The 12,576-nt window shown below is 69.6% G+C and carries 9 protein-coding genes and 2 riboswitches; of the genes, 7 read left to right on the top strand and 2 right to left on the bottom strand.

Translation table 11 applies throughout. From position 1 onward, the window contains the following. Window positions 1–55 precede the first annotated feature (55 nt). The 7 genes from AC099J_RS15780 to AC099J_RS15750 all read left to right on the top strand — a co-directional run bounded on the left by AC099J_RS15780 (window position 56) and on the right by AC099J_RS15750 (window position 9,699). Entirely contained in the window at window positions 56–550 is a 495-nt protein-coding gene (locus AC099J_RS15780; protein ID WP_479616215.1) for a TRAP transporter small permease, read from the top strand. Between the two features lie 12 nt (window positions 551–562). Continuing rightward, window positions 563–1,840: a TRAP transporter large permease gene (locus tag AC099J_RS15775; protein WP_479616214.1), complete on the top strand. Its 1,278-nt coding sequence runs from the start codon at window positions 563–565 to the stop codon at window positions 1,838–1,840. Window positions 1,841–1,851: 11 nt separating this feature from the next. Further along, window positions 1,852–1,955, top strand: a riboswitch (glycine riboswitch). Between the two features lie 6 nt (window positions 1,956–1,961). Next, window positions 1,962–2,061, top strand: a riboswitch (glycine riboswitch). Window positions 2,062–2,116: 55 nt separating this feature from the next. Next, entirely contained in the window at window positions 2,117–3,241 is a 1,125-nt protein-coding gene (gene gcvT / locus AC099J_RS15770) for a glycine cleavage system aminomethyltransferase GcvT (RefSeq protein ID WP_479616213.1), read from the top strand. Between the two features lie 38 nt (window positions 3,242–3,279). Next, window positions 3,280–3,648 (top strand): glycine cleavage system protein GcvH, encoded by a 369-nt coding sequence (gcvH, locus tag AC099J_RS15765; RefSeq protein WP_479616212.1) that lies wholly within the window; start codon window positions 3,280–3,282, stop codon window positions 3,646–3,648. A 193-nt stretch (window positions 3,649–3,841) separates the two neighbouring features. Next, the gene (gcvP, locus tag AC099J_RS15760; RefSeq protein WP_479616211.1) at window positions 3,842–6,724 is read left to right on the top strand and encodes an aminomethyl-transferring glycine dehydrogenase; all 2,883 of its coding nucleotides are present in this window, start codon (window positions 3,842–3,844) and stop codon (window positions 6,722–6,724) included. Window positions 6,725–6,865: 141 nt separating this feature from the next. Next, window positions 6,866–8,944: a PAS domain-containing hybrid sensor histidine kinase/response regulator gene (locus AC099J_RS15755; protein WP_479616305.1), complete on the top strand. Its 2,079-nt coding sequence runs from the start codon at window positions 6,866–6,868 to the stop codon at window positions 8,942–8,944. A 56-nt stretch (window positions 8,945–9,000) separates the two neighbouring features. Continuing rightward, window positions 9,001–9,699, top strand: a complete 699-nt coding sequence (locus tag AC099J_RS15750) for an RluA family pseudouridine synthase (RefSeq protein WP_479616210.1) — start codon at window positions 9,001–9,003, stop codon at window positions 9,697–9,699. Window positions 9,700–9,807: 108 nt separating this feature from the next. On the opposite strand, the gene AC099J_RS15745 is transcribed toward AC099J_RS15750, so the two are convergent. Together AC099J_RS15745 and paaZ are read right to left on the bottom strand one after the other, a co-directional pair. Then, window positions 9,808–10,440 (bottom strand): acyltransferase, encoded by a 633-nt coding sequence (locus tag AC099J_RS15745; protein WP_479616209.1) that lies wholly within the window; start codon window positions 10,438–10,440, stop codon window positions 9,808–9,810. 73 nt (window positions 10,441–10,513) lie between these two features. After that, complete coding sequence (gene paaZ / locus AC099J_RS15740) at window positions 10,514–12,574, bottom strand: phenylacetic acid degradation bifunctional protein PaaZ (RefSeq protein ID WP_479616208.1); 2,061 nt, start codon at window positions 12,572–12,574, stop codon at window positions 10,514–10,516. Between the last annotated feature and the right edge of the window lie 2 nt (window positions 12,575–12,576).

The following is a 12,576-nucleotide window of genomic DNA, read 5'->3' as shown; positions in this document are numbered from 1 at the left end:
GCACCGTGCGGGCTTTTTTTCGCATGACGCAACCCGCCGGAGCCGGCGATTCCCCATGAAAAACACCTTCCTGCAATTCGAGCGCGCCACCACGCTGGCGTCGATGGCGCTGGCCTGCCTGATGCTGGTCATCTCAGCCTCGCTCGGCGTGTTCCAGATCGTCACCCGCTTCGTGCTGGAGCAGCCGGCCGAATGGACCGAGGTGCTGATCCGCTTCTCGCTGATCTGGATGGTGTTCCTGGGCATTCCGATGGCGTTCCGCCAGGGCGCCATGGTCAGCGTGGATGTGTTGTACCGCTGGAGCCCGCCGCGCCTCAAACGCGTGCTCGACGCCGTGGTCGCGCTGGCCGCGCTGTCATTGATCGCCATCCTCATCTGGTGGGGCTGGGACTATGCGCAGCGCGGCAGCGTGCAGTCCATGGCGGGGCTGGAGAGCGTGACCATGTTCTGGGCCTACCTCGCGATGCCGGTGGGCGGCCTGTTCTGCGTGCTGGGCATCATCGGCAATTGGCTCGACCCGCAGCGGCTCGAACTCGAAACCGCGCAATAGGAGCCGCACCCCATGACCACCGTGATGATCTCCACGATGGTGCTGTGCTTCGCACTCACCGTCTCCGTCGCCGTCTCCATCGGCCTGGCCTCCATCCTGGGCATCCAGGTGGCCAACATCAACATGTTGATCTCCGTGAAGGAGATGTTCGGTGCCATCAACAAGTTTCCGCTGGCCGCCATTCCCTTCTTCATCCTGGCCGGCAACCTGATGGAGACCGGCGGCATCTCGCGCCGGCTGGTCGAGTTCGCCAAGAGCATCGTCGGCGGCGTGCAGGGCGGCCTGCCCATGACCTGCGTGCTGACCTGCATGATCTTCGCGGCCGTATCCGGCTCGTCGGTGGCGACCACCTTCGCCATCGGCGCCATCCTGATCCCGGCGCTCATCAAGCACGGCTACCCCACGGGCTATGCCGCCGCGTTGCAGGCCACGAGCGCCGAACTCGGCGTGGTCATCCCGCCCTCGATCCCGTTGATCCTGTATGGCGTCAGCGCCGAGGTGTCCATCGGCGAGCTGTTCATCGCCGGCTTCGGCCCCGGCCTCTTGATCAGCGGCGCGCTGATGCTCTTCGTCTGGCTGTACTGCAAGTGGAAGGGCTGGGGCAAGAACGACGGCGATGGCCGCCTGAAGCTGCTGCCTGCCACCTGGCAGGCCGGCTGGGCGTTGCTGATGCCCGTCATCATCCTGGGCGGCATCTACGGCGGCGTGTTCACACCGACCGAAGCCTCGGCGGTCGCCGTGGCCTATGCGCTGTTCATCGGCATGGTGATCTACCGCGAGATCGGCTTCAAGGACATCTACCCCATCCTGCGCAAGTCGGTGCTGTCCTCGGCGGTGATCATGTTCATCATCGCCAACGCCGGGCTGTTCGCGTTCCTCATCACACGTGCGGGTGTGCCCGACGCCATCGGCCGCTGGCTGCAGGAGGTGCTGCAGTCGCCCGCGCTGTTCTTGATCGGCGTGAACGCGGCCTTGTTCGTGATCGGGATGTTCATCGAGACCAGCGCCGCCATCATCGTGCTGGCGCCCATCCTCGCGCCGGTGGCCATGCACTTCGGTGTCGACCCGGTGCACTTCGGCCTGATCATGGTGGTCAACCTGGCACTGGGGATGATCACCCCGCCCTTCGGCGTGAACCTGTTTGCCGCCTGCACGGTGGCCCGAATACCGCTGGACCGCATCATCGGCCACCTGATTCCGTTCGTGCTGGTGATCGTCGGCTGCCTGATGCTGATCACCTACATCCCCGGCATCTCGCTAGCGCTGCGCGACCTGGCATACGCGAAGTAGCTGGTTAGAATTCGCCCCGGTCAGGAGAGAGCCCGTTTGCAGCATGCAAGCGGGCCGCCGAAGGCGCAGGACGATTGGATCCGAACGCTCAGGCACAACGGACTGACCCGGTCGCCCTGCGACCTTCCTCACTGGAGAGAGGTCCACCCCGTGTGGATCCACCGAAGGGGCAACCCGCGCTAGCGGCGAATCTCTCAGGTAAAGCGGACAGCGAGGCAGCCCATGGTTTTCACGAGCCATGTTGTGAATCTGCCTTGCCTGTTGATCGGAGCCGCCATGTCCTCCACCGCCCTGCACCAGACGCCGCTGAACGCGCTGCACCTCGAACTGGGTGCGCGCATGGTGCCGTTTGCCGGCTACAGCATGCCGGTGCAATACCCGGCCGGCCTGATGGCCGAGCACCTGCACACGCGCGCCTCTGCCGGGCTGTTCGACGTCTCCCACATGGGCCAGCTGCAACTGCGCGGCGCCGACGCTGCGGCCGCGTTCGAGACCCTGATCCCCGTCGACGTGCTGGGCCTGGGCGTGGACAAGCAGCGCTACGGCCTGCTGCTGAACGAGGCCGGCGGCATCCTGGACGATCTGATGTTCGTAAACCGCGGCGACCACCTGTTCGTGATCGTCAACGGTGCCTGCAAGGCCGACGACATCGCCCACCTGCAGGCCCGCATCGGCGAGCGTTGCGAGGTCGTGCCCCTGCCCGACCACGGCTTGCTGGCGCTGCAAGGCCCCAAGGCCGTCGACGCGCTGGCGCGCCTCATGCCCGGCGTGGCGCAACTGGTGTTCATGACCGGCGGCGCCTTTGACTGGCAGGGCGCGCCGCTGTACATCACGCGCAGCGGCTACACCGGCGAAGACGGCTTCGAGATTTCCGTGCCTGGCGACAGGGCCGATGCCCTCGCCCGCGCGCTGCTGGCCCAGCCCGAGGTGGCGCCCATCGGCCTTGGCGCACGCAATTCGCTGCGGCTGGAAGCCGGCCTGTGCCTGTACGGCAACGACATCGACACCACGACCAGCCCGGTCGAGGCCGGCCTGAACTGGGCCATGCAGAAGGTGCGGCGCACCGGCGGCGAACGCGCGGGCGGGTTTCCGGGTGCCGACAAGGTGCTGGGCCAGTTGGGCGGCAGCACCCCCGTCGAGCGCAAGCGCGTCGGCCTCGTCGCGCTGGAGCGCGTGCCGGTGCGCGAGCACACGGCCCTGCAGTCGCCAGACGGCCAGCCCGTTGGCGAGGTGACCAGCGGCCTGCTCGGCCCCAGCGTCGACAAGCCCGTCGCCATGGCCTATGTGCGCACGGAATTTGCTGCACCTGGCACCAGGTTGAACGCCATCGTGCGCGGCAAGGCCGTGCCCATGGAGGTCTGCGCCATGCCCTTCCTGCCGCCGCGCTACCACCGCGGCTGAACAACGACATCCCTTCCTCCATCCCCCAAGGACACACCATGATCAAGTACACCGAAGACCACGAATGGCTCAGCGTCGAGGGCGACATCGCCACCGTCGGCATCACCGTGCACGCGCAGGACGCGCTGGGCGACGTGGTCTATGTCGACCTGCCGGAAGTCGGCAAGACGATCGCGCAGAAGGAAGTCGCCGGCGTCGTCGAATCCGTCAAGGCGGCGGCCGACGTCTACATGCCGGTCAGCGGCGAGATCGTCGAAGTCAACGAAGCCCTGCGCGCCGACCCGGCCCTGGCCAACACCGAGCCGATGGACGCGGGCTGGTTCTTCAAGGTGAAGCTGTCGGACGCTTCGCAGCTCGACGCGCTGCTCGACGAGACCGCCTACCAATCGTTCGCCGCGAACAATTAGCCCACCCCCGTTTCTTGCTCACTGCGTGTAGCCGAATCCCCCCTCAAGGGGGCGCACCCAGCGGCCCGGCAGAGCCGGTTCCGCGGGTGCTCCCAAACGGGCTTCGCTGCGCTTGCCAAAGGAAGCCCTGTGCCTGACAGGTGGCCTCACGCTCCGACTGACCTAGCTTTAACTGATGAACATGGCCCACAGCATGCGCACCCTCGCCGAACTCGAAAACGCTTCCGAATTCATCGCCCGCCACATCGGCATCGGCCCCGATGACGAGGCGCGCATGCTGGCCGTGGTCGGCTCGGCGACGCGCCAGGAACTGGTGGCCGGCATCGTGCCGCGCAGCATCGCGCGCACCACGCCCATGCAGTTGCCGCCGGCCGTGACCGAGGCGGCAGCGCTGGAAGAGCTGCGTGCCATCGCCGCGCAGAACAAGGTGCTCAAAAGCTTCATCGGCCAGGGCTACCACGGCACGCTGACGCCCGGGGTCATCCTGCGCAACATCCTGGAGAACCCCGCCTGGTACACCGCCTACACGCCCTACCAGGCCGAAATCAGCCAGGGCCGCATGGAGGCGCTGGTCAACTTCCAGACCATGGTGTGCGACCTGACGGGCATGGCGATTGCCAATGCGTCGATGCTGGACGAAGCCACGGCTGCGGCCGAGGCCATGACGCTGGCCAAGCGCAGCGTCAAGAGCAAGAGCAACCGCTTCGTGGTGGCGGGCGATGCGCACCCGCAGACCATCGAAGTCATCCAGACGCGCGCCGAGCCGCTGGGCATCGAAGTGGTGCTGGCCAACTCCGCCAGCGAGTGGGATGCGGCGCTGGACGGCGACTACTTCGCCGTGCTGGCCCAGTACCCCGCCACCAGCGGCCGCATCGACGACCTGCAAGCCGACGTGGAGAAGGCCCACAGCAAGCAGGCCGCCTTCATCGCCGCGGCCGACCTGCTGGCGCTGACGCTGATCACGCCGCCCGGCGCATGGGGCGCCGACATCGTGGTCGGCACCACGCAGCGCTTCGGCATGCCCATGGGTGCGGGTGGGCCGCACGCTGCCTACATGGCCTGCCGTGACGAATACAAGCGCTCACTGCCGGGCCGGCTGGTGGGCGTCAGTGTGGACGCAGAGGGCAACACGGCCTACCGCCTCGCTCTGCAGACGCGCGAGCAGCACATCCGCCGCGAGAAGGCCACCTCGAACATCTGCACCGCGCAGGTGCTGCCGGCCGTCATCGCCAGCATGTACGCCGTCTACCACGGGCCAGAGGGCTTGACGCGCATCGCCCAGCGCGTGGCGGCCTACACGGCCATCCTGGCGAAGGGCCTGCAGCAACTCGGCGCGCCGGTGCGCGAGCAGGCCTGCTTCGACACGCTCTCGCTGAAGACCGACGGCGCCACGGCCGGCATTGCCGCGCGCGCCGTGGCGATGGGCGCGAACCTGCGGGTCTACTGGCAGCACTACCTGTGCATCTCGCTGGACGAGACGACGACGCGGGCCGATGTCGAGTTGCTGTGGAAGATCTTCGCGCAGGATGGCCAGGCGCTCCCGACCTTCGACGCTCTGGCGACCGACGGCGCCACGCTGATCCCGCCCGCCCTGCGCCGCACAACGCCCTTTCTCACGCACCCTGTGTTCAACACGCACCGCAGCGAGACGTCGATGCTGCGCTACATCCGGTCCCTGTCCGACAAGGACTTGGCGCTGGACCGCAGCATGATCCCGCTGGGCAGCTGCACCATGAAGCTCAACGCCACCAGCGAGATGATCCCCATCACTTGGCCCGGCTTTGCCAACATCCATCCGTTCGCGCCGCGCGACCAGTTGCAAGGCTATGCGCTGCTGGAACGCCAGCTGTGCGACTGGCTCTGCCAGGCCACCGGCTACGCGGGCGTCAGCCTGCAGCCCAATGCCGGTTCGCAGGGCGAATACGCCGGCCTGCTGGCCATCCGCGCCTGGCACAAGGCGCGCGGCGATGCGCAGCGCGATATCTGCCTGATCCCGTCGTCCGCCCACGGCACCAACCCGGCCAGCGCCCAGATGGTGGGCCTGCGCGTGGTGGTGACGGCCTGCGACGCCCAGGGCAACGTGGACATGGCCGACCTGGCCGCCAAATGCGAACAGCACGCCGACAAGCTGGCCTGCGTGATGATCACCTACCCCAGCACGCACGGCGTGTTCGAAACCCAGGTCAAGGAGCTGTGCGCGCTGGTGCACCGGCACGGTGGCCGCGTCTACGTGGACGGCGCCAACATGAACGCGCTGGTCGGCGTGGCCGCGCCAGGCGAGTTCGGCGGCGACGTGAGCCACCTGAATCTGCACAAGACCTTCTGCATCCCGCACGGCGGCGGCGGGCCGGGCGTGGGGCCGGTCTGCGTGGTCGAGGACCTGGTGCCCTACCTGCCGGGCCACGACACGGCGGGGCTGGACCATGCGGGCGTGGGCGCCGTCTCGGCCGCTCCGCTGGGCAATGCCGCCGTGCTGCCGATCAGCTGGATGTACTGCCGCATGATGGGCGCGGCCGGGCTGACGCAGGCGACCGAGGTCGCCATCCTCTCGGCCAACTACATCAGCGCGCGGCTGAAGGACCACTTCCCCACGCTCTACGCCTCGGCCAACGGCCACGTGGCGCACGAGTGCATCCTGGACCTGCGCGGCCTGACCAAGACCAGCGGTGTCACGGCCGAAGATGTCGCCAAACGCCTGATCGACTACGGCTTTCACGCGCCGACGCTGAGCTTCCCCGTCGCCGGCACGTTGATGGTGGAGCCGACCGAGAGCGAAACCCTGGACGAGCTCGACCGTTTCATCGATGCGATGATGGCCATCCGCGCGGAGATCGCGCAAGTCGAGAACGGCACATGGCCCCAGGACAACAACCCGCTGAAGCACGCCCCCCACACCGCTGCCGCACTGCTGCGGGCCGAGTGGAACCGGCCGTACCCGCGCGAGCTGGGCGCGTTCGCGCTGCCGGCGCTCAAGCGTGCCAAGTACTGGCCGCCGGTCGCCCGCATCGACAACGTGTACGGCGACCGCAACCTGTTCTGCAGCTGCGTGCCGATCGCGGACTACGCCACGGCGTGACCGTCCCCGCGGGGCAACGCCGATGAGCGCCGCGCCGGGCCGCCCTGAGAAAGCTCATTCCCGCTTAGCGGGACAGGCCGCTCGCCCAAAGGTGCACCCGTGACCGGCCCCACGCGCCGCCGCGGCGCCAGCAGCGGCCACATGCCGCTGGAGTCGCCCCACCGCCTGCCCGAGACCTCGCTCGACGGTTACGAGCTGCCCCAGCTGGTGCGCGACCTGCGCAACTACCAGGCCGAGCTGGAGAGCCAGAACAAGGTCCTGCGCTACAGCCAGTCCATGGCCGAGGCGGCGTCCGAGCGTTTCGAGACGCTGTTCTCCAGCGTGCCGCTGGCGCTGATGGTGGTCGACGAGCACGACCTGGTGGTGCAGAGCAATTCGATGGCGCAGCGCTCGTTCCAGCCCACCGAGGCCGATCGGCCGCTGAACTTCCTGTTGCCCTTCGTCAGCGCCGGCAGCGATGCGGCCGTGCGCGCTGCCTTTCAGCAGGCGCGAGCGGGCGGCCATGGCGAGGCCAAGGAAGTGCTGTTCGCCATCGGCGAGAAGGGCTCCATCACCGGCGACCTGCACATCGCCCGGCTGGAGAACACGCACGAGCCGGTGGCCCACTACATCTGCGCCGTGATCGACCAAGGCCCGCTGCTGGCCGAGCGCCGCGCGCTGCGCCAGAGCGGCGCCGAACTGCAGCAGCGCAACGAGCAGCTGCGCACCAGCGAGAGCCGGCTGGCCGACATCATCAACTCCTCGCTCGACGCCATCGTCTGCGTCGACCGCGAGCACCGCATCACCGTCTTCAACCCCACGGCGGCGACGCTGTTCCAGTGCCCGCCGGGCCAGGCGCTGGGCAGCCCTTTGTCGCGGTTTTTTCCGCAGGCGGCCGAGACACTGGCCCTGCACCAGATCTACACCCAGCTGCCGCCTACCGAAATGCAGGCACGCACCGCCAGCGGCAACGCTGTGCCGGTGGAGGTCAGCGTGGCCTTCGGCGACACCATCACCGTGTTCGCACGCGACTTGACCAGCCGCAAGCGCGAAGAGGCCCGGCGCAATGCCCTGGAGGCGCAGCTGCGCGAGTCGCAGAAGATGCAGGCCGTGGGCACGATGGCCGGCGGCATTGCACACGACTTCAACAACATCCTGCACGCCATTCTGGGCAATGTGGAGCTGGCCCGGCAGGACGCCGGGCTGAACGCCGCGGCGCAGGAAAGCCTGCAGGAGATCGACAAGGCCGGCCGCCGCGCACGCGATCTGGTGCGCCAGATCCTCACCTTCAGCCGCAACGAGGCGCCCAAGCGCGTGCCCCTGTGCCTGTCCGAAGTGGTGACCGAGACCGAGCGGCTGCTGCGCGTGACGCTGCCGCCTTCGGTGCAGCTGCTGCTGCACATCGGCAGTGGCGCGCCGGCCGCGCTGGCTGACCGCACGCAGGTCGAGCAGGCGCTGCTGAACCTGTGCGCCAATGCCATCCAGGCGCTGGGCGAGACGCGCGGCACGGTCAGCATCGCGCTGGACAGTGCCGAGCCCGACACCGCGCTTTGCGCCCGGCTGGGCCTGGCCAGCGGCCGCTATGTGACGCTGTCGGTGCGGGACAACGGCCCCGGCATGGACCGCGCGACGCAGGAACGCATCTTCGAGCCCTTCTTCACGACCAAGGAGGTCGGCCAGGGCACCGGCCTGGGCCTGGCTGTGGTGCACGGCGTCATGCGCACGCACGCAGGCGCCGTGGACGTGCGCAGCCAGCCCGGCCAGGGCAGTGTGTTCACGCTGTACTTTCCGGCCAGCGAAGAGTCGCCCGCAGCCGCTGCGGCCCCAGCCGCGCCGCCCGCCCCCACCGCCGCGGACGGGCAGGGCAAGCACGTGATGTACGTGGACGACGACCACGCGCTGGTGTTCCTGGTCGAGCGGCTGCTGCGCCGGCGGGGTTTTCGCGTCAGCGGCTTCTCGGACCCGCACGCCGCTGCCGCCGCGCTGCGCAAAAACCCGCAGGACTACGACCTGCTGGTGACGGACTACAACATGCCCGGCTACTGCGGCGTCGACCTGGTGCGCGAGGCCCGCCTGGTGCGGCCCGGGTTGCCGGTGGCACTGGCGTCGGGCTATGTCACGGCCGAGATCGAAGCCGAGGCCATGGCCGAGGGTGCCCGCGCATTGATCCACAAGCCCAACGACGTCGAGGAACTCTGCGCCACGGTGCAGCGGCTGGTGCAGGGCAGCGCGGCCCGATGAGCCTTGCCCGGCCGCCCGAAGAGGCTCGCGCAGCAGCCGGAGGCGCAGGCACCGCAGTGGCCCCCTCCCGGCCGTCCGAAGAGGTTGGCACCGCATCCGAACCGCCCGGCCTGCAGGTCGAGGTGCTGCACGCCGACGCGGCGCTGCTGGTGCTGCTCAAGCCCGCCGGGCTGTTGGCCGTGCCCGGCCGTGGCGCCGACAAGCAGGACGCCCTGTCCGCACGCGTGCAGCAGCTCTACCCCGACGCGTTGGTCGTGCACCGGCTGGACATGGCCACCTCGGGCCTGATGCTGATGGCGCGCGGCGCCGCTGCCCAGCGCGCGCTCAGCGATGCGTTTGCCGCCCGCACCATCGCCAAGCGGTACGAAGCCGTGGTCGACGGCACCTGGGCGCTGCCGGCTGGCGACGACGGCTGGGGGCTGGTTGACCTGCCGATCCGGCTGGACTGGCCGCGCCGCCCGCTGTCCATCGTCGACCCGGTGCACGGCAAGCCCAGCCAGACGCGCTGGCAGGTGCTGGCCACCGACCCCGTCGCCGGCACGACACGGCTGGCGCTGGCGCCGATCACCGGCCGCTCGCACCAGCTGCGCGTGCATCTGGCGGCGCAGGGGCATCCCATCCTCGGTGATGCGCTGTACGCGCCCGGGCCGGTGTGCGCGCGGGCCGACCGGCTGCTGCTGCACGCCTGCGCCTTGTCCCTGCGGCATCCGGTAGACGGTGGCCGGCTGGACTTTGAGTGCAAAGCACCGTTTTGAACCCTCGGCACCCTGACGCCATCGGCGTGTGAAAAATACGGCGACCGCCGTGGCGGCTGTGGCCGCCGAGCGTGCCGGGCGTGCCGGGGCCCACGGCCCCGGCCCCGGTCATGGCGCGTCGTCCGGGGTGGGCACAGGTTCCGCGGGCCGACCTGCCGTCAGCGGGCGCAGCGCCTCCATCTGCAGCCGGGGCCGCACGGCCGGGACCTGCGCCAACGGCGTGACCATCTGCATCGAGGCCCGGCAACGCTCGGCCAGCCGGTGGTATGTCGCGGTGCCTTCGCGCTTGCGCGCCATCTCGTCGTCGCTCAGGCCGCGCAGCACCTTGGCCGGTGTGCCCACCACCAGCGAGCGCGGCGGCAGCACCGTGCGCGCCGGCACGAAGGCGCAGGCGGCGACGATGCTCTGCGCACCCACCACGGCGCCGTCCATCACCACCGCGTTCATGCCGACCAGGGCGTCGCGGCCCACCGTGCAGCCATGCAGCACGGCGCCGTGGCCGACGTGGCCGTTCTCTTCGACCACCACGTCCTGGTTCGGAAAGCTGTGCAGCACGCAGGTGTCCTGCACATTGGCACCGCGCCGCAGCTCGATGCGGCCGAAGTCGCCGCGCAGGCTGGCGCAGGGGCCGACATAGCAGTCCGGGCCGACGATCACGTCGCCGATCAGCACCGCGCTGTCGTGCACATGGGCGCTCGGATCGACCACCGGCACCACGCCGTCGATGGCGTAGCAGCTCACTGGTGCACCCTTCGGCCTGCGGCCTGTCCCGCCGAGCGGGAGCGAGCTTGCTTGGGGCGGCCCGGCGCGGCGCTCATTGCGCCGCCTCCGGCCGCTTGAGCACCAGCGTCAGGATGTCGTAGCTGGCGACCAACTCGCCCTCCTGGTTGGTCACCTGCACATCCCAGGCCACCACACCCTGCGGCGGCTGGCCTTTGCGCGCCGGGCGGTCGATCTTGCGCTTGCAGGTCAGCCGCGCCTGAATGGTGTCGCCGATGCCCACCGGCTTGACGAAGCGCAGCGTGTCCAGCCCGTAGTTGGCCAGCACCGGACCCTGCGCCGGCGAGACGAACAGCCCGGCCGCGGCCGACAGCACGAAGTAGCCGTGCGCGATGCGCTTGCCAAAGGGCGAGGCCTTGGCCGCCACTTCGTCGAAGTGCATGTAGAAGTAGTCGCCCGAGATGCCGCCGAAGGCCACGATGTCGGCCTCGCTCACGGTGCGCCGGTGCGTCAGCAGCGAATCGCCGATCTGCAGCTCGTCGAACCACTTGCGGAACGGGTGCAGCACCTCTTCCTGCACCTGGGCGCCGCGCTGGTATTCGCCGGTGATCGCCGCCAGCATCGTGGGCGAACCCTGCACCGCCGCGCGCTGCAGGTAGTGGTGCACGGCGCGCACGCCGCCCAGTTCCTCGCCGCCGCCGGCGCGGCCCGGGCCGCCATGCTTGAGCTGGGGCAGCGGCGCGCCGTGCCCGGTGGATTCCACCGCCGCCTCGCGCTCCAGCACATGCACCCGGCCGTGCCAGACCGCCATGGCCGGCACCACGTGCGCGGCCGTGCGTGGGTCGCGCGTGACCAGCGTGGCGACCAGGCTGCCCTGGCCGCGCGCGGCCAGGGCGATGGCCTCGTCGATGCCGTCGTAGGGCATCAGCGTGCTCACCGGGCCAAAGGCCTCGACATCGTGCACCGCGCCGCTGCCGTGCGGGTCGCGGCACAGCAGCAGCGTGGGCGCGAAGAAGGCTCCTTCGGCTACACCCTCGCCGCGCGGCGTGCAGGCGCCGCTGCCGCCCAGCAGCAGTTCGGTCGACCGCGCCAGCAGCGCCACACGCTCGGCCACGTCGGCCAGCTGTGCGCGGCTGGCCAGCGGGCCCATGGACACGCCCTCCACAGCCGGGTCGCCGACCACGGTGCGCGCCAGCCGCGCCCGCAGCCGCTCGACCACCGCATCCAGGTGCTGGCGCGGCACCAGAGCGCGGCGGATGGCGGTGCACTTCTGGCCGGCCTTGACGGTCATTTCGCGCGCCACCTCTTTGACGAACAGGTCGAACTCGGGGTCGTCCGGCGACACGTCGGGCGCGAGGATGGCGCAGTTCAGCGAATCGGCCTCGGCGTTGAACGGCACCGAGCGCGCGATCAGGTTGGCATGGGCGCGCAGCCGTGCGGCGGTGTCGGCCGAGCCGGTGAAGGTGACCACGTCCTGCCCGTCCAGCCGGTCCAGCAGGTCGCCGGTGCCGCCGATCACCAGTTGCAGGCTGCCGGCCGGCAGCAGGCCGCTGGCGTGCAGCAGCCGCACGGCGGCCTCGGTCAGGTAGCTGGTGGCCGTGGCCGGCTTGGCGATGCAGGGCATGCCCGCCAGGAAGCTGGGGGCGAACTTCTCCAGTAGGCCCCATACCGGGAAGTTGAAGGCGTTGATGTGCACCGCCACGCCGCTGCGCGGCACCAGGATGTGCGAGCCCATGAAGCCGCCCTTCTTGCCCAGCGCCAACGCCGGCCCCTCGTGCACCACGTTGCCCGAGGGCAGCTCGCCTGCGCCCACAGCGGCGTAGGCCAGCAGCGTGCCGGCGCCACCCTCGATGTCGACCCAGCTGTCGGCCCGCGTGGCGCCGGTGTGGGCCGAGATGGCGTAGAGCTGCTCCTTGTGCTCCAGCAGGTAGCTGCCCAGGGCCTTGAGCCGCGCCGCGCGTTGCTGGAAGTCGAGCGCACGCAAGGCCGGGCTGCCGGTGCTGCGGGCGTGCTGCAGCGCTTCACCGAAGTCGATGGCGTCCTCATGGGTGCGGTAGACCGCGCGGCCGTTGACGGCGCTGTGCAGCGTGGCGGCGCCGGTGCTGCCGATCCAGCGCCCGGCGATCAGGCTTTGCAAAAGGGGAACTGTGCTCATGG

Source organism: Rhodoferax sp. RT4P68, from assembly GCF_056521305.1.
Note: the sequence above shows the minus strand (reverse complement) of the source record. Positions and strands in the feature narration are given on the sequence as shown.

Excerpts from the sequence above, each read along its gene's own strand:
- AC099J_RS15775 (WP_479616214.1), top strand. The coding sequence starts at position 563 with ATGACCACCGTGATGATCTCCACGATGGTGCTGTGCTTCGCACTCACC.
- gcvP (WP_479616211.1), top strand. The coding sequence starts at position 3,842 with ATGCGCACCCTCGCCGAACTCGAAAACGCTTCCGAATTCATCGCCCGC.
- AC099J_RS15780 (WP_479616215.1), top strand. The coding sequence starts at position 56 with ATGAAAAACACCTTCCTGCAATTCGAGCGCGCCACCACGCTGGCGTCG.
- AC099J_RS15755 (WP_479616305.1), top strand. The coding sequence starts at position 6,866 with ATGCCGCTGGAGTCGCCCCACCGCCTGCCCGAGACCTCGCTCGACGGT.
- gcvT (WP_479616213.1), top strand. The coding sequence starts at position 2,117 with ATGTCCTCCACCGCCCTGCACCAGACGCCGCTGAACGCGCTGCACCTC.
- paaZ (WP_479616208.1), bottom strand. The coding sequence starts at position 12,574 with ATGAGCACAGTTCCCCTTTTGCAAAGCCTGATCGCCGGGCGCTGGATC.
- gcvH (WP_479616212.1), top strand. The coding sequence starts at position 3,280 with ATGATCAAGTACACCGAAGACCACGAATGGCTCAGCGTCGAGGGCGAC.